General features: G+C 64.1%; 21 protein-coding genes. 11 read left to right on the forward strand and 10 right to left on the reverse strand.

From position 1 onward, the window contains the following. Positions 1-11: 11 nt before the first annotated feature. Entirely contained in the window at positions 12-506 is a 495-nt protein-coding gene (locus JQ600_RS29875) for a GNAT family N-acetyltransferase (RefSeq protein WP_212390722.1), read from the reverse strand. Positions 507-595: 89 nt separating this feature from the next. On the opposite strand from JQ600_RS29875, the gene tldD reads away from it, so the two are divergent. Genes tldD through JQ600_RS29895 form a run of 4 tightly spaced genes read left to right on the forward strand, consistent with a single transcriptional unit; the run spans position 596 to position 3756 of the window. Continuing rightward, positions 596-2023: a metalloprotease TldD gene (tldD, locus tag JQ600_RS29880; RefSeq protein ID WP_212390721.1), complete on the forward strand. Its 1428-nt coding sequence runs from the start codon at positions 596-598 to the stop codon at positions 2021-2023. Further along, positions 2023-2793: a signal peptidase I gene (gene lepB, locus JQ600_RS29885; RefSeq protein ID WP_312017270.1), complete on the forward strand. Its 771-nt coding sequence runs from the start codon at positions 2023-2025 to the stop codon at positions 2791-2793. The genes tldD and lepB overlap by 1 nt, the downstream gene beginning before the upstream one ends. A gap of 6 nt (positions 2794-2799) precedes the next feature. Then, positions 2800-3138, forward strand: a complete 339-nt coding sequence (locus JQ600_RS29890) for an MmcQ/YjbR family DNA-binding protein (RefSeq protein WP_212390720.1) — start codon at positions 2800-2802, stop codon at positions 3136-3138. 51 nt (positions 3139-3189) lie between these two features. Continuing rightward, positions 3190-3756 (forward strand): nucleotidyltransferase family protein, encoded by a 567-nt coding sequence (locus JQ600_RS29895; protein WP_212390719.1) that lies wholly within the window; start codon positions 3190-3192, stop codon positions 3754-3756. Positions 3757-3914: 158 nt separating this feature from the next. On the opposite strand, the gene JQ600_RS29900 is transcribed toward JQ600_RS29895, so the two are convergent. The 3 genes from JQ600_RS29900 to JQ600_RS29910 all read right to left on the reverse strand — a co-directional run bounded on the left by JQ600_RS29900 (position 3915) and on the right by JQ600_RS29910 (position 6629). Continuing rightward, positions 3915-4469 (reverse strand): PAN domain-containing protein, encoded by a 555-nt coding sequence (locus JQ600_RS29900; protein WP_212390741.1) that lies wholly within the window; start codon positions 4467-4469, stop codon positions 3915-3917. 204 nt (positions 4470-4673) lie between these two features. Beyond that, positions 4674-6044: a glutamate--cysteine ligase gene (locus JQ600_RS29905; RefSeq protein ID WP_212265282.1), complete on the reverse strand. Its 1371-nt coding sequence runs from the start codon at positions 6042-6044 to the stop codon at positions 4674-4676. Between the two features lie 96 nt (positions 6045-6140). Then, complete coding sequence (locus JQ600_RS29910) at positions 6141-6629, reverse strand: MarR family winged helix-turn-helix transcriptional regulator (RefSeq protein ID WP_212265283.1); 489 nt, start codon at positions 6627-6629, stop codon at positions 6141-6143. Positions 6630-6792: 163 nt separating this feature from the next. On the opposite strand from JQ600_RS29910, the gene gstA reads away from it, so the two are divergent. Beyond that, on the forward strand, positions 6793-7407 hold the full coding sequence (gene gstA, locus JQ600_RS29915) for a glutathione transferase GstA (protein WP_211997897.1): 615 nt from the start codon (positions 6793-6795) through the stop codon (positions 7405-7407). Between the two features lie 220 nt (positions 7408-7627). Here gstA and JQ600_RS29920 read toward each other — a convergent pair whose 3' ends face one another. The 5 genes from JQ600_RS29920 to JQ600_RS29940 form a co-directional block, all read right to left on the reverse strand. Then, positions 7628-8860 (reverse strand): FAD-binding oxidoreductase, encoded by a 1233-nt coding sequence (locus tag JQ600_RS29920; RefSeq protein ID WP_212390718.1) that lies wholly within the window; start codon positions 8858-8860, stop codon positions 7628-7630. Between the two features lie 474 nt (positions 8861-9334). Further along, on the reverse strand, positions 9335-11551 hold the full coding sequence (locus tag JQ600_RS29925; RefSeq protein WP_212390717.1) for a 3-hydroxyacyl-CoA dehydrogenase NAD-binding domain-containing protein: 2217 nt from the start codon (positions 11549-11551) through the stop codon (positions 9335-9337). Positions 11552-11679: 128 nt separating this feature from the next. Further along, entirely contained in the window at positions 11680-12888 is a 1209-nt protein-coding gene (locus JQ600_RS29930; protein ID WP_212390716.1) for an acetyl-CoA C-acetyltransferase, read from the reverse strand. Positions 12889-13061: 173 nt separating this feature from the next. Continuing rightward, complete coding sequence (locus JQ600_RS29935; RefSeq protein ID WP_212390715.1) at positions 13062-14852, reverse strand: acyl-CoA dehydrogenase C-terminal domain-containing protein; 1791 nt, start codon at positions 14850-14852, stop codon at positions 13062-13064. A gap of 115 nt (positions 14853-14967) precedes the next feature. Continuing rightward, complete coding sequence (locus JQ600_RS29940; protein ID WP_212390714.1) at positions 14968-15351, reverse strand: nuclear transport factor 2 family protein; 384 nt, start codon at positions 15349-15351, stop codon at positions 14968-14970. Between the two features lie 161 nt (positions 15352-15512). Between JQ600_RS29940 and JQ600_RS29945 the strand changes: the two genes are divergently transcribed. The 5 genes from JQ600_RS29945 (at position 15513) to JQ600_RS29965 (ending at position 22772) form a co-directional block, all read left to right on the forward strand. Continuing rightward, the gene (locus JQ600_RS29945) at positions 15513-16103 is read left to right on the forward strand and encodes a PadR family transcriptional regulator (protein WP_212265290.1); all 591 of its coding nucleotides are present in this window, start codon (positions 15513-15515) and stop codon (positions 16101-16103) included. 201 nt (positions 16104-16304) lie between these two features. After that, positions 16305-19871, forward strand: coding sequence for a tetratricopeptide repeat protein (locus tag JQ600_RS29950; RefSeq protein ID WP_212390713.1), 3567 nt, complete (start codon positions 16305-16307; stop codon positions 19869-19871). Positions 19872-19941: 70 nt separating this feature from the next. After that, a complete protein-coding gene (locus JQ600_RS29955; RefSeq protein ID WP_212390712.1) occupies positions 19942-20784 on the forward strand; it encodes a hypothetical protein in 843 nt (280 codons plus the stop codon). Positions 20785-21063: 279 nt separating this feature from the next. Continuing rightward, positions 21064-21990, forward strand: coding sequence for a sulfite exporter TauE/SafE family protein (locus JQ600_RS29960; protein ID WP_212265293.1), 927 nt, complete (start codon positions 21064-21066; stop codon positions 21988-21990). Beyond that, a complete protein-coding gene (locus tag JQ600_RS29965) occupies positions 21987-22772 on the forward strand; it encodes a TIGR02186 family protein (RefSeq protein WP_212390711.1) in 786 nt (261 codons plus the stop codon). The genes JQ600_RS29960 and JQ600_RS29965 overlap by 4 nt, the downstream gene beginning before the upstream one ends. A 122-nt stretch (positions 22773-22894) precedes the next feature. On the opposite strand, the gene JQ600_RS29970 is transcribed toward JQ600_RS29965, so the two are convergent. Beyond that, complete coding sequence (locus JQ600_RS29970; protein ID WP_212390710.1) at positions 22895-23812, reverse strand: DMT family transporter; 918 nt, start codon at positions 23810-23812, stop codon at positions 22895-22897. 119 nt (positions 23813-23931) lie between these two features. Between JQ600_RS29970 and JQ600_RS29975 the strand changes: the two genes are divergently transcribed. After that, positions 23932-24795 carry a LysR substrate-binding domain-containing protein gene (locus JQ600_RS29975; protein WP_212390740.1) on the forward strand — a complete coding sequence of 288 codons (864 nt, stop codon included), beginning with the start codon at positions 23932-23934 and terminating at the stop codon, positions 24793-24795. Positions 24796-24836: the final 41 nt, after the last annotated feature.

Here is a 24836-nt window from a genome sequence, read left to right on the forward strand (position 1 = left end):
TGGCCCTGCCGCTAGAACAGCAACCCCATCAAAATCAGGTTTTCGTAGCTGCCATCGACCAGGATGGCCTCGCGCTGCACGCCTTCGATCTCGAAGCCGACCTTCTTATAGAGCGCGATCGCGTTCACGTTGTTTTCCCGGACCGTCAGTTCGACCCGCTGCAGCCCGAAGGCCTGTGCGGCGCCCAGCGCCTGCGCGATCAGGCGCTTGCCGATGCCCCGCCCCCGGAATTGCGGCAAAAGGCCCATGCCGAGAACGCCGTTATGGGCATAAATCGGCCTTGGCTTCGGGGTCACGTCGCACCAGCCGATGACTTCACCGCCCGACAGCGCGACAAATTGCGGATAACCCTGTTCGATGATGTCGAGAATGAACGCCCGCGTCGCTTCCAGCGGCGGGGCCTCCAGGAAGGACAGAAAGCGCCGCTCCCGCGCCACGATATCGAGGGTCCGGTGAAAGCTGTCGATATGGCCTTGCGTTATCGGAACAATTTCGATCGTAGCCATCGTGCCTGCAACGTGTTGATCCAGCCTCTCGCGAAACTACGAGGAAACAACTATCTTGGTTGCACCCCTCCGACAACGGACTGAATGTAATGACCAACTCCCCCGCTACAACCTCCCTGATCGACCGCGCCAACCTCGACCGCGATTCCGTCCGCCGGGAGATCGCGCGCGGGCTCGAAGGCGCCGATGACGGCGAATTGTTCCTGGAATATGGCCAGACCGAAGCGCTGATGTTCGACAATGGAAGGCTGAAGCAGGCGACCTATGACACTTCGCAGGGTTTTGGCCTGCGTGCGGTCAAGGACGACGCGGTCGGTTACGCGCATTCCTCCGACGTCTCGCTGCCGGCGCTGATCCGCGCCGCCAATGCGGTCGCAGCGGTCCGTGGCGGCTATTCCGGCAGCTTTTCCGCCGCCCCCGCTCACACCAATGTGAGACTCTATGGCGACGACAATCCGCTGGATGCGCCGGGTTTTGAGGCCAAGGTGAAGCTGCTCGCCGAAATCGACGCCTATGTGCGCGACAAGGACCCGCGCGTGCGGCAGGTGACGGCCAGCCTCAGCGCCACCTGGCAGGTGGTGGAAATCCTGCGGCCCGACGGTGAAAGCTACCGCGACATCCGCCCCCTGGTGCGGGTCAATGTTTCCGTGGTTGCCGGCCAGGGCGACCGGCAGGAAAGCGGCAGCAAGGGCTATGGCGGCCGCGAGGGCTATGCGCGCTTCATCGAGACCAAGGCCTGGCGCGATGCCGCCGACGGCGCGATCCGCGAAGCGCTGGTCAATCTGGAATCGGTTCCCGCCCCCGCCGGCGAAATGGACGTGGTGCTGGGGGCCGGCTGGCCCGGCGTCATGCTGCATGAAGCGGTCGGCCACGGGCTCGAGGGTGATTTCAACCGCAAGCAGACCTCGGCCTTCGCAGGCCTGATGGGCAAGCAGGTCGCCGCCAAGGGCGTCACCGTGGTCGACGACGGCACCATGGCCTCGCGGCGCGGCTCACTGTCGATCGACGACGAGGGCACGCCGACCAACCGCACCGTGCTGATCGAGGACGGCATTCTGGTCGGCTACATGCAGGACCGCCAGAACGCCCGCCTGATGAACATGAAGCCGACCGGCAACGGACGGCGCCAGAGCTACGCCCATGTGCCGATGCCGCGCATGACCAACACCTACATGCTGTCGGGTGGGCGCGACCCCGCTGAAATCCTGGCCTCGGTAAAGAACGGCATCTATGCCGCGAATTTCGGCGGCGGCCAGGTCGACATCACCTCGGGCAAATACGTGTTCCAGTGCACCGAGGCCTACAAGATCGAGAACGGCAAGATCGGCGCGCCCCTGAAGGGCGCGATGCTGATCGGCAACGGCCCGACCGACCTGCATCGCATCACCATGGTCGGCAACGACCTCTCGCTCGATACCGGGATCGGCACCTGCGGCAAGAACGGCCAGGGCGTGCCTGTTGGCGTCGGCCAGCCGACGCTGCGGATGGAGCGCATTACGGTCGGAGGAACCGGCTAGTGACCAGCGAAAACGAAACTGCGGGTGCCAAACCTTCGAGCTGGCGCGCGCAGCTAGCCCAGATCGCGGCCATCGTGATGGTTGTGTTCGTCGCCAAGGGCGCCTTGGCCGAACCGTTTTACGTACCGTCCGGTTCGATGGAGCCGACGCTCCTGATCGGCGACGCGCTGCTGGCGTCAAAATTCCCCTATGGCTACGGCGCGGCGTCGCTGCCGATCCAGATCACGCTGCCGGAAACCGGCCGCCTGTTCGGCGAGACGCCCAAGCGCGGCGACGTCGTCGTGTTCCGCTGGCCCGGCGACCGCTCGCAGGCCTGGGTCAAGCGCGTGGTCGGGCTGCCCGGCGACCGCATCCAGATGCGGCAGGGCCAGCTCTTCATCAACGACCATGCTGCGACCTTGAAGCCGGATGGCGTGGGTGAAGCCGAAGACGACCGCGGCGGCAGCGAAAAGGCCTATCGCTATGTCGAGACGCTGCCGAACGGGGTCACGCATGCGGTCTTCAAGATGCGCGACAACGGCCGGCTCGACAACACGCCAGAGGTAACGGTGCCGACGGGAAAACTGTTCGTGCTCGGCGACAACAGGGACAATTCCGCCGACAGCCGTGTCGCGGTGCGCGACGGCGGCGTCGGCCTGTTGCCGATCGACAATTTGATCGGCCGCGCCGACGCCGTGGTCGGCTCCTGGGATCTCGGCATCCGCAGCCAGCCGGTATGGACATGGCTCTCCGGCTTTCGCATGGCGCGGTTTTTCACGTCGGTGCATTGAGAAAGCGTGACCTTCGACGACGTCAGGGAGTTCGCGCTGCTGTGGGACGAGGTCGAGGACGGCACGTCCTACGGCACACCGGCGCTGAAGGTGCGCAAGAAGCTGCTGGCGCGGCTCCGCGAAGACCATGACAGTCTTGTCGTGTTCGGCGTTCCCCATGGCGAGCGCGAGATGCTGGTCGAAAGCCAGCCAAAGCTGTTTTACTTCACCGACCACTATCGCGATTATCCGATCGTGCTGATCCATCTCTCGAAGGCCAGGCGCGCCGTCGTCGAGCCGCTGCTGCGCCGGCACTGGCGCACACTGGCATCGAAGAAGGCGGTGAAGGAATACGACGAATCATAGATCATTCCCGTCATTGCGAGCGAAGCGAAGCAATGACGGGAAAGAGCATCCATGACCCAAGACGAATTCCTCGACCTTGCGCTGCGCAATCCCGCCAATCAAATCATCGCCGAAAAACTGTTCGAGCTCGCGCTGCCGGATGCCTGGATCGTGTCGGGATGCCTGGTGCAGACGGTGTGGAACATGCTGACCGGGCGTGATGTCGATTACGGCATCAACGATTACGACGTGTTCTATTTCGATCCCGATACATCCTGGACGGCCGAGGACGCCGTGATCCGCCGTCTGCACGGCGCGCTCGGCAAGCTCGACGCCAAAATCGAGGCGCGCAACCAGGCGCGCGTCCATCTCTGGTACGGCGAAAAGCATGGCCTACCCTACCCGCCGCTGCGCTGCTCGACCGAAGGCATCGATCGCTTTCTTACGAGAAATACGCAAATCGGCATCCGCCGCACGCCGGATGGCTACGACGTCTACGCGCCCGATGGTTTCGACGATGCCGCCGGCCTGATCGTGCGACCCAATCCGGGCCCGAATTTTTTGCCCGAGAGTTATGCGGTGAAGGCGGCGCGATGGAAGGCGACGTGGCCGGAGGTGACTGTGCTGGCGGCGGAGTGACTCTGGTCGTCGTCCCGGCGAACGCCGGGACCCATAACCACAGGGCATCATGAGTAGAGGAAGTCGTCGACCAGCACCCATAATCAGGACGGCCGCGGCGTATGGGTCCCGGATCGGCGCTCCCTGCGGTCGCTTGTCCGGGACGACGGAGGACGGAGCTACCGCACCACGCCAGAGGTAAACCCGGCCTTGCGCCGCGGCGGCTTGATGTCTTTTTTCAGGAAGCAATGGCCTTCCGTGCCGGCATAGCCCGGCCGCGCATAGGTCCAGGCCCGGCACTTGTTGTCGGCGGTGCAGGCGGCCTTGCAGGCGTCGTCGCCGTCCTTGCTCTTGACGTCGAAATTCTTGTAGTCGCCGCCGAACCGGTCGATCGAGGTTTCGATCGCGCTGTTCCTCGGCTCGACCACGCCGGCGCCGCGCACGCCGGAGACGCAGCAACTGTCCTGGACGCGCGCCGGGACGTTGCTCTTGAGCCAGCACACCGCGCCGCTGGTCAGGTCGGTCGGATAGTTGAAACTCCACGACCGGCAACGCTTGTCGCGTTCGCACACCAGCGCGCAGTCGGCCGGATCGCCCGAGATCACCGGCGAGTTCAGATAATCGCCGCCGGGGCGATCGAAATTGGCCTGCGCCGCGGCTGGGCGTGCGGGTGCTGCCGCCGCCAAAAAGGCGAGCGTCACCAAACACGCCCTGAGCAGGCGGCCTATCCCCATGTGATTGCTTTCGAATGCGCGCGTTCCGAAGGTTGCCATTGGAGCGGCATCAACCTGTACGGCGGATGAACGGCCCAGAAACGCGGCAACGAGCCGAGCGTGATGATCTCATCACGCTCTATGCTTTTGTTTGCGCATGATCTTTCTCGGAAAACCGGTACCCACCCCGCATCAAGTGCGGGGCATGCTTTACCGGATCATGCGCTAGAAAGCGTATTCCTTGTAGGCCGGTTCCACGGAGCCGCCCCAGGCGCCGTTGAATTTCTCCAGCATCTCTTCGGCCGGCGTGCGGCCGGATTCGAGGATCCGCTCCAGCGGCTCGAGGTGACGGCTTTCGTCACGGCCGAGGTGATCGATGCGGCTGCGCCGCCGCAAGCCGGCATGCGACAGCTTCACGCATTCCCGCGCGATTTCGAACAGATAGCGGTCGCGGATCCGGGCCTTGAAGCCGAAGCGCGGCACGTCGTCGCGCAGCGCCTGACGCTCTGCCGCCGTCCAGTGCTTCACGAGATCCCATGCCGCGTCCAGCGTCGTGTCGTCGTACAAGAGACCGACCCAGAACGCCGGCAGCGCCGGCAAACGGCCCCACGGCACGCCATCGGCGCCGCGCATTTCCAGATAACGTTTCAACCGTACTTCCGGGAAAATCGTCGAGAGGTGATTGGCCCAATCCGACAGCGTCGGCCGCTCGCCGGGCAAGGAACTGTTCCTGCCGTCGAAAAAGGCGCGGAACGACGAGCCTGACACGTCGATATAGCTGTCGCCGCGCTTGACGAAATACATGGGAACGTCGAGCGCATAGTCGACCCAGCGCTCGAAACCCATCCCGTCCTCGAACGCCCAAGGGATCATGCCGGAACGCGCATTATCGGTATCGCGCCAGATTTCCGAGCGGAATGACAGGAAGCCGTTGGGCTTGCCTTCGGTGAACGGCGAATTGGCGAACAACGCGGTCGCGATCGGCTGCAGCGCCACCGATACCCGCAGCTTCTTGACCATGTCGGCTTCGGAGGAGAAGTCGAGATTGGTCTGCACGGTGCAGGTCCGGTACATCATGTCGAGGCCGTATTGGCCGACCTTCGGCATGTAATTGGTCATGATCTTGTAGCGGCCCTTGGGCATCAGCGGTACCTGCGACCGCGACCATGACGGCGTCATGCCGAGGCCGAGAAAACCGATCCCCAAAGGGGTCGCGATCTCGCGCACCTGCGCCAGATGCGCCATCAATTCCGCCTGGGTCTGGTGCACGGTCTCGACCGGGGCGCCCGACAATTCGAACTGCCCGCCGGGCTCCAGCGAAATCGCGCCGCCGCCGGTGACGTCGTACAGCCCGATGATGTTGCCGTGCTCCATGATCGGCTCCCAGCCGAGCAGAAGCTGCATGCCCTCCAGCAGCGCGCCGATGCCGCGCGCGCCTTCGTATGGCACGGGGTGATAGCCCTCGAGCGTGAACGGGGTCTTCTCGTGCTCGGTGCCGATGCGGAATTCCGACGGCGGCTTCACGCCGGCCGCCAGCCACGCCACGAGTTCGTCGCGCGATTGCAACGGCGTCATATCGATTTGGTCACGCGCCATAAAAAATCCGGATCTTTGGCGATTCGACCGAACGCGCCGTGTGGCAGGGAGCATTGCGGACAGCGTTGTCCGCAAAAACGATAAGATGAAGGCGTATCATCGGGCGGGAACGCCGTCTCGCGCGGCGACCGCCCTGACTTCGCTGCACGAGCAGCCCAGCCGGTCGAGCAGACCGCAGAGCTTGATGGCGTCGGTGTCGGACAGTTTCGAGCCGACGTGTTTTTCGATCGCGGCGGAATAGGCGCTCCACATTTTCTTCTGCAGCTCGCGTCCCGTCTCCGTGATCTCGACGAACTGGCCGCGCTTGTCGATCTTGCATTCGCGCCGCGCCGCCAGCCCCTCGTCGACCAGACGGTCGATCAGGCGCGAGGTCGAGTATTGCGGGATCAGCATCTGCTTCTCCAGCTCCACCGGGCGCATCTCGCCGGACGGCGCGCGCGACAATTCCAGCAGCGCGTCATACCAGGCGAGCGGCGGGAAGCCCGCCTTCTTCAAATCCTGCTCGACGGCGTCCAGCACCCGGCTCTGCACCCGCATCAGGCGGATCCAGGCGTTGGTCGCCTCGGTCGATGGTTTGCGTTTCATGGTCTGGTCCGTATCCGTCACAGGTCCGTGTCTGTCACAGGTTAGTGTACCGCACTAAATGCAGCTGCATCAATCTTGACTATTACATGCAGATGCATTTAGTCGTTCCTCGGCCCCAAGCCAAGGTTTCCAAAGGCAAGAACTTCCAAAGGGAGAAAATCCAATGAAATTGTACTATTCGCCAGGCGCCTGCTCGCTGTCTCCCCATATCGCGCTCCTGGAGGCCGGTCTCCCCTACGATCTGGTCAAGGTCGATTTGCGCGCCAAGAAGCTGGAAAACGGCGACGACTATCTGACGGTCAATCCGAAGGGCCAAGTGCCGGCGCTGGCGCTGGATTCCGGCGAACTGGTCACCGAAGGCCCGGTCATCGTCCAGATCATCGCCGATAAAGCCGCGGACAAGAATCTTGCCCCCAGCCGCGACCATGCCGATCGCTACAAGCTGCAGGCCTGGCTCACCTATATCAACAGTGAGCTGCACAAGAACCTCGGTCCGCAGTTCGCCCCGGCACTGTCAGACGATGCCAAGGCATTTTTCAAGGACCGTGTGATGGGCAAGTTCAGGTATGTCGACGGCGAGCTCGCCGGAAAAGACTACCTGATGGGCAAGCAGTTTTCGGTCGCCGACGGTTACATGTTCACGATGCTGTCTTGGGCCGAACGGATGAAATGGGATCTCGCTGATCTCTCCAATCTGATGGCCTACAAGGCCCGCGTCGGCGCCCGCCCGAAGGTGCAGGAAGCGCTGACCAAGGAAGGCCTGCTGAAGGCGGCGTGAGTTTTTTCGGAGTGCGATAAGGCTTGAGGGCCGGATCGATGATCCGGCCCTTTTTGTTTTACCCCGCGTCGTCCCGGCGAAGGCCGGGACCCATACTCCGTGACGCTGATTGTTGTAGAAGGTCTCTAACGCCGGCGCTCTTACCGATGGGCCGCGGCGCATGGGTCCCGGCCTTCGCCGGGACGACAACTTTTTTTACGCTGCAACCACAACAAGACGATCAGTATCGCGCCGGACTGAACGCTGATGGGTCGGTGAATGTCGCCTCGCCGCTCATCATCTCGGCGAGCAGGCGGCCTGTGGTGGGGCCAAGAGTGTGGCCGTGATGACCATGCCCGAAATGCATCCACAGGCCTTTGTGCTTCGGTGCAGCCCCCACGACCGGCAGCATGTCGGGCATGCAGGGGCGGACCCCGCTCCAGGGTTCGGCCTCCACCGCGGTGCCGAGATCGACAAGCCGCCGCGCCGCCTGCTCCGCCCGTTCGAGCTGGCGCGACTGCGACGACCTTTCCGGTCCCATCAATTCGGCGCCCGACGTAATCCGCAATCCCTTCGCCATCGGCGCCATGGCGTATGCGAATTCGGGGTCGTGCAGCGGCAGATTGAGGCGGCCGCCGCCGGTGAAATGCCGATGGTAGCCACGCTTGCGCAGCATCGGAAAACGATAGTCAAACTTTTGCAACAGATCGGGAGACCACGGACCCAGCGATACCACGGCCGCCTCGGCGTCGATCGGGCCATCATCCGACTGAACCGTCCAGCCGGCAGGACTCGGCGCCAACGTGGTCGCATCCCCGTTGACGAAGGTGCCGCCTGCGCGTGTGAACAGATCGGCATAGGCGGATACGAGCCCGCCCGGGTCCGAGACCGTCCATGGGTCGCGCCAGTGAACAGCCCCCGCCCCGGTCTCGTTAAGCCCGGGTTCGGCCGCGGCAAGCTGTGCCGGGCTGATAATTTCCGATCGCACACCGAATTCGGCCGCCAGCATCTCGGCGACCAGCGCCACTTCATCCAGCGCAGCCTGGGTGCGGCGCAGGGAATGATAGCCGCTTCGCTGCACCAGATTGTCCGCGCCGGCTTCCCGGATCAGCACATCATGCTCGCTTGTCGCCCGTGCGATGATCCGCGCGTAGGCCTGCGATATGTGCTGGTGCCGATCCGGAGCGGAATGCCACCAGTACCGCAGCAAAGGACCAAGATGCCGCGGCAGCCATTTTACGCGGTAATGGACATCGTTGGCGCGCCCTGTTGCGATCGCCGCCAGCGTCGCAAGATCGCGCGGCATCGGATAGGGCCGCACCGCTTCGGCCTGGATGAAGCCGGCGTTGCCGTAGCTGGTCTCGCGGCCGGGCTGATTGCGATCAAGCAGCACGACCGACCAGCCGCGGCGCTGTAACTGCAGCGCGGTTGCGACCCCGACCATTCCGGCGCCGAGAACGATAACACTTGGCATTGCGACCATCACCCTTGCATGGGTCCGGGACCGGTCAGGACCAGGCTTCCGCTAATCTCTGGGACCAGCTACATCAAATCGCGGCTGGGCAGTAGGCGGAATTGCGGATGGTGGCTCTGCCTTATATTGATTTGTCAGGATTTTGATGGCCGAGCGTGTTCGCGAAACACTCGACCTCCCTGACTGCGAGGTTGTGCTCTTGATTGGTCTTCCAACAAGCAGCACCGGTTTGCGTCAATGGCGATGGCTCTCTGAGATGGAGAGCTGCTTTGCACAAGCAAAGCTGAAAACCCTATTCACAAAATAAAGGGCCGGATAAATGATCCGGCCCCTTTTGTTGGATGTCGTCCCGGCGAAGGCCGGGACCCATACCGCGTGATCTATCAATAAGACATTGCGGCTAACGGCATCTGCAACAATGAACGACGGTGGTTATGGGTCCCGGCTCAAGGCCGGGACGACGATGGATTTGTGTTACGCCGCCGCCAGCTTCTTCGGCGGGAAGCGGCCATAGAACGTCTCGCCCTTGGCCGCCATGTCCTCGAGCAGTTTCGGCGGCGTGAAGCGGGAGCCGTATTTGGCCTCGAGCTTGTGGCAGAGCTCGACGAACTTCCTGGTGCCCATGAAGTCGATGTAGGACAGCGTGCCGCCGGTGAACGGCGCAAAACCGAAGCCGAGGATCGAGCCGACGTCGGCCTCGCGCATGTCGGTGATGACGTGATCCTCCACCGTGCGCGCGGCTTCCACCGCCTGCACGACGAGAAAACGCTGCTTCAGTTCCTCGATGTCGAGCGTGTCGGGGTCGAGCTTCTTCGGCTGCAGATCGGCAAGTCCCGTCCACAGGCTCTTCTGGCCCTTGCCCTTCTCGGGATAGTCGTAAAAGCCCTTGCTGTTCTTGCGGCCGAGACGGCCCTGCTTCTCGACCAGTTCCACCATCAGCTTCTTCTGATCGGGGTTGATCGAGTTCGGCCCGAGATCGGCCTCGGTCGCCTTCATCACCTTGAGCCCGAGGTCGAGCGCCACTTCATCGGAGAGCGACAGCGGGCCGACCGGCATGCCGGCCATCTTGGCGCAGTTCTCGATCATCGCCGGCGGCACGCCTTCCAGGAACATCTCGTTGCCTTCGGCGATGTAACGGCCGACGCAGCGGTTGGCGTAGAAGCCTCTGCTGTCGTTGACGACAATGGGCGTCTTGCCGATCATCCGCGTGTAATCGAGCGCAGTGGCAAGCGCCGCATCGCCGGTGTTCTTGCCGACGATGATCTCGACCAGCATCATCTTCTCGACCGGCGAGAAGAAGTGGATGCCGATGAACTTGCCCTGGTCCTTGAATTCCTCGGCCAGCGAGTTGATCGGCAGCGTCGAGGTGTTGGAGGCGAAGATCGCGCCATCCTTCAGGAGCGGCTGCGCCTTGGCGTAGGTTTCGGCCTTTACTTTCCGGTCCTCGAACACGGCCTCGATGACGAGATCGCAGTCTTTCAGCACGCCATAGTCGGCGGTGGCGCTGATGCGCGACATCACGGCGTCGCGGTCGCTTTCCTTGGCGCGGCCCTTCTTGATGAGATCGTCGATCACGGTTTGGGCGTGGCCCTTGCCCTTGTCGGCGCTGGCCTGGTCGCGGTCGATCAAGACCACGTCGATGCCGGCCCGCGCGGAGACATAGCCGACGCTGGCGCCCATGAAGCCGGCGCCGATCACGGCGAGCTTTTTCACTTTGGTCGGCGGCACGTTTGGCGGACGGCGCGCGCCCTTGTTCAGTTCCTGCATCGACAGGAACAGGCTGCGAATCATCGCGGCGGCTTCGTTGGAGCGCAGGATCTGCGTGAAGTAGCGCGACTCGACGCGGAGCGCCGCATCGATCGGCAACTGCAGGCCTTCGTAGACGCAGCTCATGATGGCGCGCGCCGCCGGGTAATTGTCGTAGGTCTCGCGGCGGTAGATCGCATTGCCCGCCGGGAACATCTGCATGCCCATCTTGGAGAACACCGGTCCGCCGGGAAGCTTAAAGCCCTTCTCGTCCCAGGGCGCGATGGCCTTGCCGCCGCCCTTGATCCAGTCCTTGGCCGCCTTGATCATATCGGCCGCCGGGACGATCGCGTGAATGAGATTGAGCGCCTTGGCCCTGGCAAGGTTGATCGCCTCGCCCTTCAGCAGCAGCTGCATCGCATCCTGCGGCGAGACGATACGCGGCACGCGCTGGGTGCCGCCGGCGCCGGGGAACAGGCCGACCTTCACTTCGGGCAGACCGAGCCGGGTCTTCGGGTTGTCGGCGGCGACGCGGTAGTGACAGGCCAGCGTCAGTTCAAAACCGCCGCCGAGCGCGAGACCATTGATCGCGGCGACCCACGGCTTCCCTGAAATTTCGATGTTGCGATACACCTGCGAGAAGCGGCGGCTCTGGTCGAACAGCATCTGGTTGGCGGCCTCTTCGCCCTTGGCCTTGAGCAGATCGGCATATTGATGGGCCATGCCTTCGAGCATCGACAGATCAGCGCCGGCGCACAGCGCCTCCTTGCCCGAGGTGATGACGACGCCTTTGACGGCGGCGTCGGCGGTGGTCTGCTTGACGATCTCCTCGAGTTCGGTGGCCGAGGTCTCGTCGAGCACGTTCATCGAACGGCCGGGCGTGTCCCAGGTGACGAGCACGATGCCGTCGGCGTCGGTTTCCAGCTTGAAATTCTTGAAGGCCATGTGTTGCTCCCAAATCGATTTCTGATCGTAGGGTGGGCAAAGGCGCGCTTCGCGCCGTGCCCACCATTTTGATCGAGGTGTTGGTCTTGGTGGGCACGCTTCGCTTTGCCCACCCTACGGATTAAGCGTCAGACCCGCTCGATGATGGTCGCGGTGCCCATGCCGCCGCCGATGCACAGCGTCACCAGCGCGGTCGACTTGTTGGTGCGCTCGAGTTCATCGAGCACGGTGCCCAGGATCATCGCACCTGTCGCACCCAGGGGATGGCCGAGCGCGATTGCGCCGCCATTGACGTTGATCTTGGAGCTGTCGATGTCGAAGGCCTGCATGTAGCGCAGCACCACCGAGGCAAAGGCCTCGTTGAGTTCGAACAGGTCGATGTCCGACTTCTTCATGCCGGAGCGCTCGAACAGCTTTTCGGTGACGTCGACCGGGCCGGTCAGCATCATCGCGGGCTCGGAGCCGATATTGGCAAAGGCGCGAATGCGCGCGCGGGCCTTCAGGCCATGCTTGGCGCCGGCTTCCTTGCTGCCGAGCAGCACGGCGCCCGCGCCGTCGACGATGCCGGAGGAGTTGCCGGCGTGATGCACGTAATTGATGCGCTCGACTTCGGGGTGCGACTGGATCGCGACCGCGTCGAAACCACCCATCTGGCCCATCGCCACGAATGACGGCTGCAACTGACCGAGCGACTGCATCGTCGTTGAGGGGCGCATATGCTCATCCTTGGCGAGGATGGTGAGGCCGTTGATGTCCTTCACCGGCACCACGGAGTTCTTGAAGCGGCCCTCTTCCCAGGCTTTGGCGGCGCGCTGCTGGCTCTGCACCGCGTAGGCGTCGACGTCATCGCGCGAAAAGCCGTATTTGGTGGCGATCAGATCGGCGGAGACGCCCTGCGGCATGAAATAGGCCGGCACCGCCATCGAGGGATCCATCGGCCAGGCGCCGCCGGAGGCGCCGATACCGACGCGGCTCATGGATTCGGCGCCGCCGCCGATCACGAGCTCATGCTGGCCGGCCATGACCTGGGCGGCGGCAAAATTCACGGCATCGAGGCCGGAAGCACAGAAGCGGCTGATCTGGACGCCGGGGACGGCCTGGCCGAGGCCGGCCTTGAGCGCCGCAAAGCGCGCGATGTCGGAGCCGGCCTCGCCGACTGGATCGACCACGCCGAGCACGACGTCGTCGACGACGTCGACGGCGAGATTGTTGCGCTCCTTCAACGCCCTTAGCGGCACCGTGGCCAGCGCCAGCGCGGTCACTTCATGCAGCGAGCCGTCGGCCTTGCCGCGGCCGCGCGGGGTGCGAACGTGATCGTAGATATATGCCTCAGGCATGGTTTTCTCCCGTTTCGGTGCAGGCTCTGATCGAGCCAGACGAATTGCAGAACAGTCAGATCGTTAGGTCCGTCATTGCGAGGAGCGAAGCGACGAAGCAATCCATGCTTCCGTTGTGGGTCTATGGATTGCTTCGCTGCGCTCGCAATGACGATAGAATTTTGCAGGACGCTTCAGAACGCTTCCGCCGCCAATTCCATGGTGGTCGCGCAGCCGGTCTGGATGCGCGCAAGGTGCACCGTCGTTTCCGGCAGCATCCGCTCCATGAAGAAGCGGCCGGTCACGAGCTTGGTGGTCAGATAGGGCGTGGCCCCGCCGGACGCAATCTTGTCCTGCGCCACCTTGGCCATCCGCGCCCACATATAGGCAAAGGTGACGAGGCCGAACAATTGCATGTAGTCGGTAGCGGCGGCGCCGGCATTGTCGGGCTTGGTCAGCGCGTTCTGCATCAGCCAGCCGGTGGCCTGTTGCAGATGGCCGAGCGCGGTCGAGAGCGGCGTCACGAACGGCTTCATCGCCTCGTCGGCGCCGTGCTCCTTGGCGAAGGCTCCGACCTCGCCGAAGAACGCCATCACGGCGCGGCCGCCGTCGCGCGGCAATTTGCGCCCGACGAGATCGAGGGCCTGGATGCCGTTGGCGCCTTCATAGAGCATGGCGATGCGCGCATCGCGCACGAACTGCTCCATGCCGTGTTCGGCGATGTAGCCGTGGCCGCCATACATCTGCTGCGCCAGCACCGAATTCGAGAAGCCGACATCGGTCATCACGCCCTTCATGACCGGCGTCATCAGGCCCATGTGGTCATCGGCCTCCTGGCGATCCTTCGGGTCGCTTGAGCGGTGGGCGACGTCGCTCTTCAGCGCGGTCCACACCACCATGGCGCGGGCCGCCTCGTTGAAGGCGCGGATCGTCAGCAGCACGCGGCGCACGTCGGGATGTACGATGATCGGATCGGCCGGCTTGTCCGGATCTTTGGCGCCCGTCAGCGACCGGCCCTGCAGGCGCTCGCGCGCATAATTGACCGCGTTCTGATAGGCGACCTCTGACTGTGCGAGGCCCTGCACGGCGACGCCGAGGCGGGCCTCGTTCATCATCACGAACATGCCCTGCATGCCCTTGTTCTCTTCGCCGATCAGCCAGCCGGTGGCGCTGTCGTAATTCATTACGCAGGTGGAATTGCCGTGAATGCCCATCTTGTGCTCGATCGAGCCGCAGGACACGCCGTTGCGTGCGCCGAGCGAGCCGTCGGCATTGACCAGCACCTTCGGCACCACGAACAGCGAGACGCCCTTGATGCCCGCGGGCGCGCCTTCGATGCGCGCCAGCACCAGATGGATGATGTTGTCGGCGAGATCATGCTCGCCGGCCGAGATGAATATCTTGGTGCCCGTGATCTTGTAGCTGCCGTCGGCCTGCTTGACGGCCTTGGTGCGGAGCAGACCGAGATCCGTGCCGCATTGCGGCTCGGTCAGGTTCATAGTGCCGGTCCACTCGCCGGCCACCATCTTCGGCACGAACATCTTCTTCTGCTCGGGCTTGCCGTGCACCATCAATGCCGCGGTCGCGCCCATGGTGAGGCCGCCATACATCGAAAACGCCATGTTGGCCGAGCTCTGGAATTCGGTCACGACCTGGCTCAGCGTGACCGGCAGCCCCTGCCCGCCATATTCTGAAGGCGCCGACAGCCCGAGCCAGCCGCCCTCGGCGACCTGCTTGAAGGCTTCCTTGAAACCTTTCGGCGTGGTGACGCGGCCGTCATCGTGGCGGACGCAGCCTTCGAGATCGCCCACCCGGTTCAGCGGCTGCAGCACTTCTTCGGAAAGCTTGGCCGCTTCACCGAGGATCGCTTCGCGGACATCGGCTGACGCGTCGGTGAAGCCAGGGAGATTGTCGTAGCGGTCGATCTGGAACACGTCGTTGAGCAGGAAGGTGACGTCTTCAACAGGGGCTTTGTAAGTCGGCATGGTGTTCTCCCGGCAGGGCAGAATGAAATGGCTGATTACGTTTCAGGTGAAAGTCGGCAGGCCAGCAGGCGCTTTATTTAAAGGTGGACCTTATCCGGTTCCGGACGACACGGCCTCACCCTTTTGCGAGTTGCGCGCCCATCAATTGATGCAGCAGGTTCATCGCCTTGAGCGGCCGCACCATCACCTTGAAATGCGTGATCTTGCCATCCGCGAAGGTGATGATGTCGACGCCGTTGATCACGATGCCGTCGATTTCTTTTTCGAATTCGAGCACGGCGCCATTGTCGCTGCGCCATTCGCCGACATATCTGAATCCCGGGCCGCCCAGGACTTTCTCGGCGCTCGATAGATATTTGAAGGTGATGTCACGCCCGCGCTGCGGGGTATGGACCACGGGACTCTCGAACACCGCGTCGGGATGCAGGAGATCCCACAGCGCCGTCTGGTCGTGCGACTTCATGTAGCCGTACCATTTGTCGAGTGCAGTCACGGTCATGATGCGTCTCCGATCGGCTCAAAACAGGTTCAGCCCAATCTTTATGCACGTTGACGCATATGCAACTTTATGCATAAAGTCAACGCGGCAATTTGATCGTGAGACGGGCCCCTTCTACTTTGCATGGGGTTGTTTTCGCGATTTTTGGAAGGATCGGCGTAGTGGCGCTCGGTGACGCAATCCTTGCTTGTCTGACGGAGCGTCCGATGTCGGGCTATGAGCTCGCCAAGACGTTCGATTCCTCGATCGGGTTCTTCTGGAAGGCCGACCACCAGCAGATCTATCGCGAACTCTCAAAACTCAGGGACCGCGGCCATATCCAGGGCCACGAGGTGGTCCAGTCCGGCAAGCCCAACAAGCTGGTCTATACGCTGACACAAGAGGGCCGGGCCGCGCTGCGGCACTGGGGCGCCCGGCCGAGCAGCCCGCCAATGATGAAGGACGATCTCCTGGTGCGGCTGTGCGCGCTCGACAGCTTCGACATCGAGCCCTTGCGCGCCGACCTGATGGCGCGGCTGGAACATCACCGCGACCGCTACGCGCGCTACGAGCGCATTCTGAACAAGCTGTTCCCGGACGGCAAAGCCACCTCCGTCGCCGATACCGGCAAGCTGCTGGGACTGCGCATCGGCCTGCGCCACGAACAAGCCGTGGCGGAATGGTGCGAAGAGGCGATCGAGACCCTGGCCGCCGTCGCGAAACCTGCTCCCATCCTGCTGCTCGAAGACACCAGCCGCGAAAGCAACGGCTGAGCAGCAGCGGAACCCGGCTGGTTCGGGTTCCAAGTTAACTTTCGGGCCGTCCGGCCCCATTCCTTAACCCGTTATTTACCGTAACGCGAAAAAGTCAGGTTCTGAGGCAGACGACCTGCGCAAAATTCGATTGTCTCCTGGTTGGGACGCGCGGGGAGGCTGAAGGCGCAGGAAGCGCCGGAGTCAGAACCGGACGAGAGCATGAATTCGCGCGTATCGTGGAGTGTAGAGGGCATCGATCCATCGGTCCGCGAAAGGGCCGAGGCTGCCGCGCGGCGCGCTGGCATGTCGCTGAGCGACTGGCTCAATTCCACCATCGGTGATTCCGCCCCTCCGAATTTCCGTGCGTCCTATGACGAGCAGCCGGCGACGCCGAGCGCGGAGAGCCGCGAGGTTGCGGACATTCACCAGCGGCTCGATTCGATCACCCGGCAGATCGATCAGATTTCCCGCCCCGCCCCGCGGAGCGACGCGCCCCGAACCGAAGCGCCCCGCGCTGAGCCGACCGTCGCGCGGCAGCTGAACGACGCCATTTCGCGGCTCGATGCGCGGCTGTCGCAGATTTCAAACCACGCTCCCCGCCAGCCAACGATGCAGGACAGGCAGCGCCAGACCGACCTGGTCGAGCGCGCCGCAGCCCAGGTTTATCGTCCCTCGCCGCCGCTGAGCCCGACGTCGTTTGATTCGGCGATCGCCGAAATCGCCGCGCGCCAGAACGAACTGGACGGGGTGCCGTCCCGGCAGATGCCGCCGCGCAGCGCGCCGCCGATGGCGGCAGGTATGCCGCCGATGGCGCCGAGCGCCCCTGCCATGGCTTATGCGCCACCGATGCAGCCGCCTGCACCGGCGCCGGCACCTGCTCCCATGCCCGCCGGTCCGGATTTTTCGTCGCTGGAACGGCATCTGCTCAAGATCACGAGCCAGATCGAGGCGATGCAGCGCCCCGACAATGTCGAGCAGTCGATTGCGGCCTTCCGCACCGAGCTTGCCGACATCCGCCGCGCCATTACCGAAGCGATGCCACGCCAGGCGATCGATTCGATCGAGAACGAAATCCGCTCGCTGTCGCGCCGGATCGACGAAACCCGCCAGAACGGCATGGACGCCAACGTGCTGGCCAACCTCGAGCGCGCGCTCGGCGAAATCTACGACGCGCTGCGCTCGCTGAAGCCGGCGGAGCAACTCGCGGGCTATGACGATGCGATCCGCAACCTCGGCACCAAGCTCGACCTGATCCTGCGTACGAACGACGATCCGTCGACGGTGCGTCAGCTCGAAGACGCGATCTCGGCGATGCGCGCGATCGCCTCCAACGTTGCGTCCAACGATGCGCTGGCAAGGGTTTCCGACGATCTGCATGCGCTGTCGGCCAAGGTCGATCAATTGTCCCGCGCCGGCGACAACAGCGAGTCGCTGGCCAGCCTCGAACAGCGCATTGCCGCGCTGACCTCGTCGATCGAAACGCGCGAGCGGCCGGTCGCAAGCGACAATTCCGAATATATCGAAGGCGCGCTGCGCTCGCTGTCCGAACGCCTGGATCGGATCCCGGCCGGCAACGACAATGCTTCGGCATTCACCCATCTCGAACAGCGCGTGACCTATCTGCTGGAACGCCTGGAGACCTCCGGCAGCCAGGGCGGTTCTGGCGGCGGCAATCTCGGGCGCGTCGAGGAAGGGCTGCAGGACATCCTGCGCCATCTCGAACACCAGCACGCGAATTTGGCCAGGCTCGCCGACAACACCAGCAGCTATGCGGCACCGCAGTCGATGGATTCCGGCATCGTCGAAGCCGTCAAGCGTGAGCTGTCGGACATCCGTTTCAACCAGTCGGAAACCGACCGCCGCACCCAGGATTCGCTGGAGACGGTTCACAGCACGCTCGGCCATGTGGTCGATCGGCTGGCGATGATCGAAGGCGATTTGCGCGCGGTTCGCGCCGCACCGCCCGTGGCAGCGCCGGCCCCTGCTGCATACGAAGCCCGCGAAGAAGCGCCGCGCGCGATGATGCCGCCGCCGAGCTTTGCACCGCCGGCCTATGTCCCTCAGGCTCAGCCGCAGGCCTTTGCGCCGCAGCCGAAACCGGAATTGCCGAATCCCGCAGCCTCCCAGGAGCATTTTACCGCCGCGCCGCGCGACTTCCATGCCGCGGAGCCGGTAGCGCCGCCGGCCATTCCGCCGATGACGCCGCGCGCCATCAGCGAAATCCTTGAGCCGCACGCAGCCCCGCCGCGCACCGCGATCGCGCCGGAATTGCCGCCGGATCATCCGCTGGAGCCGGGCACACGGCCGACCGCACGGGCGTCGTCGCCATCGGAGCGGATCGCCGCATCCGAAAGCGTGATCAACGAAATTTCCGCGGCCGCCAAGGAGCCGGTCAGTTCGTCGAGCTTCATCGCCGCCGCCCGCCGTGCCGCGCAGGCTGCTGCCGCCGCGCCCGCCAACGAGAAGGCGGCCAAGGCCGCTGCGAAGGCCGCCTCGAAGGCTACTTCGAAGACCTCCGCCAAGGTTACGGCCATCGACAACGGCAAGACCGACGGCAAGGAGCCGTCGAACATCACTTCCAAGATCCGCTCGCTGCTGGTCGGCGCGAGCGTATTCGCGATCGTGCTTAGCACCTTCCAGCTGGCGATGACGCTGCTCGACACCGGCAGCGCGCCGCAAATACCGCAGATGGAATCCACCGATCCGGCGCCGGCCTCAAAGGCCCCGGCCGAGAACAGCGCCAAGCCCGCCATGCCGGCACCGGCTGGGCCCTCCATGATGTCGCCCGCCCCGATCGGACGGCAATCGAACAACAGCTCCGCACCGAACACGCTGGATGGCGCGCAAGTCGCTATTCCCCAATCCACGATTCCTCAGGCCATAATTCCTCAAGCCGCTATTCCGCAGACCGCGATCCCGCCGCAGGCGGCGATGTCCATCCCGCCGCAGGCGGTGATGTCGCCGATCAATGCCGGCGATATCACCGGCGCGCTCCCGGCCCTGCCGGCCAACGGCAAGCCTGGAATGGTGCAGGTGCCGCCGGGCGAGCAACTGCCCGATGGCATCGGCGGGCCGATGCTGCGCGCCGCTGCGCTGAAGGGCGATCCGACCGCAGCCTATGAAGTCGGCGTGCGCTTTGCCGAGGGCAAGGGCGTGGCAGCCAATCTCGACGAAGCCGCGAAATGGTATGACCGCGCGGCGCAAGCCGGCGTGGTGCCCGCGATCTTCCGGCTCGGCACCTTCTACGAGAAGGGCATGAGCGTCAAAAAGGACGCCGATGTCGCGCGGCGTTACTATCTGCAGGCGGCCGAACGCGGCAACGCCAAGGCGATGCACAATCTGGCCGTTCTCGACGCCGATGGCGGCGGCAAGGGCGCCAACTACAAGGTCGCGTCGCAATGGTTCCGCAAGGCCGCCGATCGCGGCGTCGCCGACAGCCAGTTCAACCTCGGCATCCTCTATGCCCGCGGCATCGGGGTCGAGCAGAACCTCGCCGAATCCTTCAAATGGTTCAGCCTCGCCGCCGCGCAGGGCGATGCCGATTCCGGCCGCAAGCGTGACGATATCGCCAAGCGCCTCGACGCCCAGTCGCTGGCCGCGGCCAAGCTCGCGATCCAGACCTTTACGCCGGAGCCGCAGCCCGACGCCGCCGTGAATGTCGCAACCCCGGCCGGCGGCTGGGACCCGGCGCCTGCGCCCGCAGCTGCGACCAAACCCGCCGCCAAGCAGGCTTCGACCAAGCGCGCCGCAGCCTCGGCGGCGGCGCCGCTGGCATCGACCCGATAATCCCTCCATATAAAGCCGTATGATCTGACGGGGCCGGCGTGGCCTCGCGCGGCTTTGCAGTGAGGATCGATTGTCTGCCGAAGATGGTCAGGACGGGGAAGGCCGTTTCCGAAGGTCGCCGACCGGGCCTTCGGTCGCGCCGCCGCGCAAGCCGGCCGAGCACTCCGCGCCTTCGCCGTGGCGATCTGCTCCGCTGCCGCCTCCTCCTCCGCAGCAACCGCAAACGGTGCGGAGCCAATGGCCGCTCGGCTCCATTCTCATCTTCGTTCTTTTGCTTGCCGGCATCGCCATCCAGGCCTATCGCGACCTCTCGCGGCCCGATGCCTGGGATTACTGGAAGGACCAGTATGTCTCGCCGAGCCTGACCTCCTCGGTGGTCGCCAAACTCAATCTTGATGGCGCCGCGCGTGATCGGCGTGCCCTGTTCATCAAGGGAGAGATCGGACCCGGGGCCGCAAGATGGTTCCGCGAGAAACTGGACGAGGCCCAGCTTGCCGCCGGCGACGTGATCCTGATGTCTTCGCCCGGCGGCGATTTGAATCAGGCCGCGATCATTGGCGAGATCATTCGCTCGCGCGGACTGATCACGGCGGTCGGCACCGCCGATGCCGCGGGCCGCGTCAAACCCTCCTATTGCGCCAGCGCCTGCGTGCTCGTCTATGCCGGCGGCAAGAGCCGCATCGGCGTGTTGGGTTCAGGCTTGGGCGTGCACCGGTTTACCACGACAAAGCAAGTGGATGATCCGCTCGCCGAAGCCCAGAAGATATCAGGCGCGGTGCTGGGCTATATGACCAAAATGGGGGTTTCGTCGTCGGTCGTGCAGGCGATGTCCGAGACCAAGGACATCCGCTGGCTTGCGCCCAAGGAGGCGCTCGCCATGAACCTCGTCACCGATCCCCTCGGAAAGCCCTGAATCCGCCGGGCCCGGTCGGCCACGCAAATGTGATGCAGTGCATTCATCCGAATGTTTCACGCCGCCGTCGGAAGTGTGTGCAGGTGCGGCAAATAATTGCCTTCCGGGGCATTCTTTAGTCCCCCCTGCCACTGATCTGGGTTATGCAAAGATGCGGCAACCGGTCCGCGTGCGCTGACCCTGCGCGCCAATCGGATTCCACTGCCGGCAAATGCTCGAAACCATGCCCTGGGCGGCCGTTAGGCCAGGTCAACGGCAGACAACGAGAAGCAGACGCGCGTGCAGCTCTACCTTCCGATCGCAGACATTCCCGTCAATGTTTTCCTCATCCTGGCGATGGGCGCGGCGGTTGGTTTCGTCTCCGGCATGTTCGGCATCGGCGGCGGCTTCCTGATGACGCCGCTGTTGATCTTCGTCGGCATCGCGCCCGCGGTCGCCGTCGCCTCGGTCGCGAGCCACATCGCGGCTTCCTCCTTCTCGGGCGCGATATCCTATTGGAGGCGACGATCCATCGATCCCATTCTGGCGTTGGTCTTGTTGACCGGCGGTACCGTCGGGACGGCGCTCGGGGTCTGGACGTTTACGCTGCTGCGCTCGCTCGGCCAGCTCGATCTGTTGATCGCGACGTCCTACGTCATCCTGCTGACGACGGTCGGCGGGCTGATGTTTTGGGAAGGCCTGCGCGCGCTGCTGCGGACCCGCCGCGGCGGCGCGGCGACGATACGCCGCCCCGGCAGCCATGGCTGGATTCACGGCCTGCCGCTGAAGATGCGCTTCAAGCGCTCGAAGATCTACCTGTCCGTGATCCCCGTCGTCGTGATCGGCCTGATCATCGGCTTCATCGGCGCCGTCATGGGAATCGGCGGCGGCTTCATCCTGGTGCCGCTGATGATCTACGTGCTGCGGGTGCCGACTTCGACCGTGGTCGGCACCTCGATGGTGCTGACGCTGGTGACGATGATATTCGCCACCCTGCTGCATGCGGTGACCAATCATCTGGTCGACGCCGTGCTGGCGCTGATCCTGATGATCGGCGGCGTGACCGGCGCCCAGTTCGGCGCGCGCGCCGGCCAGAAGATCCGCGGTGAACATCTGCGGCTGCTGCTCGGGCTTCTGGTGCTCGCCGTCGGTATCCGCTTTGCCGTCGAACTGGTGATCCGGCCGGCCGATCTGTTCACGATCCGCGAAACGGGAGGCGGGGTATGAGCGCGCGCGCCTCGCTCATCGTGGCAAGTCTCGTGCTGGGTGCTGCGCTCGCCATTTCGCCGGCATGCGCCGAGCGGCTGATCGTGTCGGTGTCGAACCACCGCGTCACGGTGACGCCGAATTATTCCGGCGAGGAGCTGGTGCTGTTCGGCTCGGTCGAAAAGGACGCCCAGACGCCGGCCGGCCGCAACAATTACGATCTGGTCGTGACCGTCAGCGGACCGCGCGCCGACATGGTGACACGGCGCAAGGAGCGCAAGTTCGGCATCTGGATCAACACCGACTCCCGGCAATTCCTCAAAGTGCCGACCTATCTCGCGCTGTTTTCCAACCGGCCGTTCGACGCCATCGCCTCACCCGAAGTGCAGCGGCGGCAACAACTCGGGCTCAACAATGTCCTGCTGACCCAGCGCGTCGGTCCTGATTTTGCCGACGTCGTGCCCAACGATCCGTTCCGCAGCGCGTTCGTGCGGCTGCGTACCCAGCACGGGCTTTATCGCGAGGAACAATCGGCGGTGACGTTCCTGACGCCGACGCTGTTCCGCACCGGCATTCCGCTGCCGGGCGAGGTGCCGATCGGCACCTACGACGTCGAAATCAAGCTGTTCGCCGACGGCACGCTGGTCACGCGCACCGAAACCGCGTTCGAGATCGTCAAAGTCGGTTTCGAACAGTTCATCGCCAACGCCGCCCACAACAATGGTTTCGCCTACGGGCTGGTGACGGCCTTCATGGCGCTGATGACGGGCTGGATGGCGTCGATCGTGTTCCGGAAGGATTGAATCCCGACGTAGCCCGGATGAGCGAAGCGACATCCGGGGCAGTGTCGCGATGGCTCCCGGATATCGCTGCGCTCATCCGGGCTACGGTCCATTTCACAACAGGCTGATTAGCATCGCCGCGTTCACGCAGCACCAGCGGCTCTGCTGGGCCGCGTCACCAGATAAATCCCGAGCGCCACCGGAATGATCCCGAGCAGGTCGCGGAATTCGACGTGCTCGCCCAGCACGAGGAAGGCGAACAGCATGCCGAGCGGCGGCATCAGGAAGTGATAGGCGCTCGCAGCGGTGGCGCCGCAGACCTTCAGCAGGTGAAACCACAGCAAATAGGCCAGGATCGATCCGCCCAGCACCAGGAAGGCGAATGCGCCGAGCAGTCGCGCGCTCGGCACGATGTCGCCGACGCTGGAAAACGTGAAGGCGAACGGCAGCAGCGCCAGGCCGCCGGCGAGATTCTGCACGCCGTTGCCGACCCACAGGCTGCCCTTCGGCGCCAGCACCTTGAACAGGATGGTGCCGACCACGATCGAGGCGAGCGACGCCAGCGTGTAGACGATGCCGTCCATGCTGTCTGACCCAACCGACATGCGATGCCAGACGATAAAGCCGACGCCGGCGATGCCGAGTAAAAGTCCCATTACCTTGCGCCAGGTCAGCACCTCGCCGAGAAACACCGCCGCCGCGACAGCGGTGAACACCGGATTGGCGCTGACGATCAGCCCGCCGAGGCCGGCGGATACGGTCTTGAGGCCGGTGTAACCGAGCCCGAGATAGAGCGCGTTGTTGGCGACGCCGAGCACGGCAAACACGGCGGCGTCGCGCCAGCTGAGTTGCCAGCCTTCGTTGCGCAGTGCGGATATGCCGAGGATAAGCACGCCCGCGAGCGAAAACCGCGCCGTGAGCAGGATCAGCGGCGGACAATCGGTGACACCGATCTTGCCGGCGACGAAGGCAAAGCTCCAGAGCAGGCAGAACAGCGTGATCGTGAGCGGCAGCCAATTGAAACCGGTGCGGGGAACGGCAATCGAGGGCGCGAGCGACATGGAAAGTCTCCTTCGCCAATGATGTAGGCCCGCGCCTTGATATTTAGAAATTAAATGATAAACTGACACTCAGTGAATTTATGAATAGTCACTTCTGTGGAGTGAGACGAGCCATGGCCATGCTCGATCTGGAACTGCTGCGCAGCTTCGTCTCGGTGGTGGATTCCGGCGGCTTCACCCGCGCCGGCGAGCGCGTCCACCGCACCCAGTCGACCGTCAGCCAGCAGATCAAGCGTCTGGAGGAGGACGTCGGCCAGCCGTTGCTGAACCGGAGCGGCAAGGACGTCACGCCGACCGAGGCCGGCGAACGGTTGCTGTCCTATGCGCGGCGGCTGCTGTCGCTGGCGGAAGAGGCCCGCGATGTGCTGACGCGCCCCGGCAGTGAAGGCGCGATCCGGCTCGGCGTGCCCGAAGATTTTGCCGCCTACCGGCTGGCGAAATTGCTGGCGGCGTTTTCGCGCTCGCATCCGCAGCTGCGGATGGATGTCCGCTCCGACCAGAGCACTTACCTGAAGCGCGACCTCGAACGCGGCGAACTCGATCTGGCGCTGTTCAAGCGCGCCGCCGGCGAGAAAATCGGCATCGCGGTGTGGCCCGAACGGGTGCACTGGGTCACCAGCAAGAGCCGGCCCCGCGACACCAGCACTGGCTCGGTGCCGCTGATCGGCTTTCCCACCGGATGCCTCTATCGCTCGCGCGCGATCCACGCGCTGGAAAGCGCCGGCCGCGCCTGGCACATGGCCTACACGTCCTCCAGCCTCTCCGGCATCCAGGCCGCGGTTGCCGCCGGCATGGGCCTGAGCATTCTGTCCGAGATGGCGATCCAGGCCGACCATCGCGTGCTGACCGCGAAAGACGGTTTTGCGCCGATCGACCGCACCGAAGTCGCGCTGGTCGCCGCACCGGATGCCAGCCCCGCCACGTTGCGGCTCGCCGATCGGCTGGCGGAGTTTTGCAATACGGTGCAGGCGAAGGCGGCGTAGCTTGCGGCGAACTCGGCACGCCCCCTCTCCCGCTTGCGAGG

Source organism: Bradyrhizobium sp. AUGA SZCCT0176, assembly GCF_018130145.1.
GTDB lineage: Bacteria > Pseudomonadota > Alphaproteobacteria > Rhizobiales > Xanthobacteraceae > Bradyrhizobium.

Bases quoted from the DNA above. Each gene is read 5' to 3' on its own strand.
- JQ600_RS29875 (WP_212390722.1), bottom strand. From the start codon at position 506: ATGGCTACGATCGAAATTGTTCCGATAACGCAAGGCCATATCGACAGC.
- tldD (WP_212390721.1), top strand. From the start codon at position 596: ATGACCAACTCCCCCGCTACAACCTCCCTGATCGACCGCGCCAACCTC.
- JQ600_RS29895 (WP_212390719.1), top strand. From the start codon at position 3,190: ATGACCCAAGACGAATTCCTCGACCTTGCGCTGCGCAATCCCGCCAAT.
- JQ600_RS29900 (WP_212390741.1), bottom strand. From the start codon at position 4,469: ATGGGGATAGGCCGCCTGCTCAGGGCGTGTTTGGTGACGCTCGCCTTT.
- JQ600_RS29905 (WP_212265282.1), bottom strand. From the start codon at position 6,044: ATGGCGCGTGACCAAATCGATATGACGCCGTTGCAATCGCGCGACGAA.
- JQ600_RS29910 (WP_212265283.1), bottom strand. From the start codon at position 6,629: ATGAAACGCAAACCATCGACCGAGGCGACCAACGCCTGGATCCGCCTG.
- gstA (WP_211997897.1), top strand. From the start codon at position 6,793: ATGAAATTGTACTATTCGCCAGGCGCCTGCTCGCTGTCTCCCCATATC.
- JQ600_RS29920 (WP_212390718.1), bottom strand. From the start codon at position 8,860: ATGCCAAGTGTTATCGTTCTCGGCGCCGGAATGGTCGGGGTCGCAACC.
- JQ600_RS29925 (WP_212390717.1), bottom strand. From the start codon at position 11,551: ATGGCCTTCAAGAATTTCAAGCTGGAAACCGACGCCGACGGCATCGTG.
- JQ600_RS29930 (WP_212390716.1), bottom strand. From the start codon at position 12,888: ATGCCTGAGGCATATATCTACGATCACGTTCGCACCCCGCGCGGCCGC.
- JQ600_RS29935 (WP_212390715.1), bottom strand. From the start codon at position 14,852: ATGCCGACTTACAAAGCCCCTGTTGAAGACGTCACCTTCCTGCTCAAC.
- JQ600_RS29940 (WP_212390714.1), bottom strand. From the start codon at position 15,351: ATGACCGTGACTGCACTCGACAAATGGTACGGCTACATGAAGTCGCAC.
- JQ600_RS29950 (WP_212390713.1), top strand. From the start codon at position 16,305: ATGAATTCGCGCGTATCGTGGAGTGTAGAGGGCATCGATCCATCGGTC.
- JQ600_RS29965 (WP_212390711.1), top strand. From the start codon at position 21,987: ATGAGCGCGCGCGCCTCGCTCATCGTGGCAAGTCTCGTGCTGGGTGCT.
- JQ600_RS29970 (WP_212390710.1), bottom strand. From the start codon at position 23,812: ATGTCGCTCGCGCCCTCGATTGCCGTTCCCCGCACCGGTTTCAATTGG.
- JQ600_RS29975 (WP_212390740.1), top strand. From the start codon at position 23,932: ATGCTCGATCTGGAACTGCTGCGCAGCTTCGTCTCGGTGGTGGATTCC.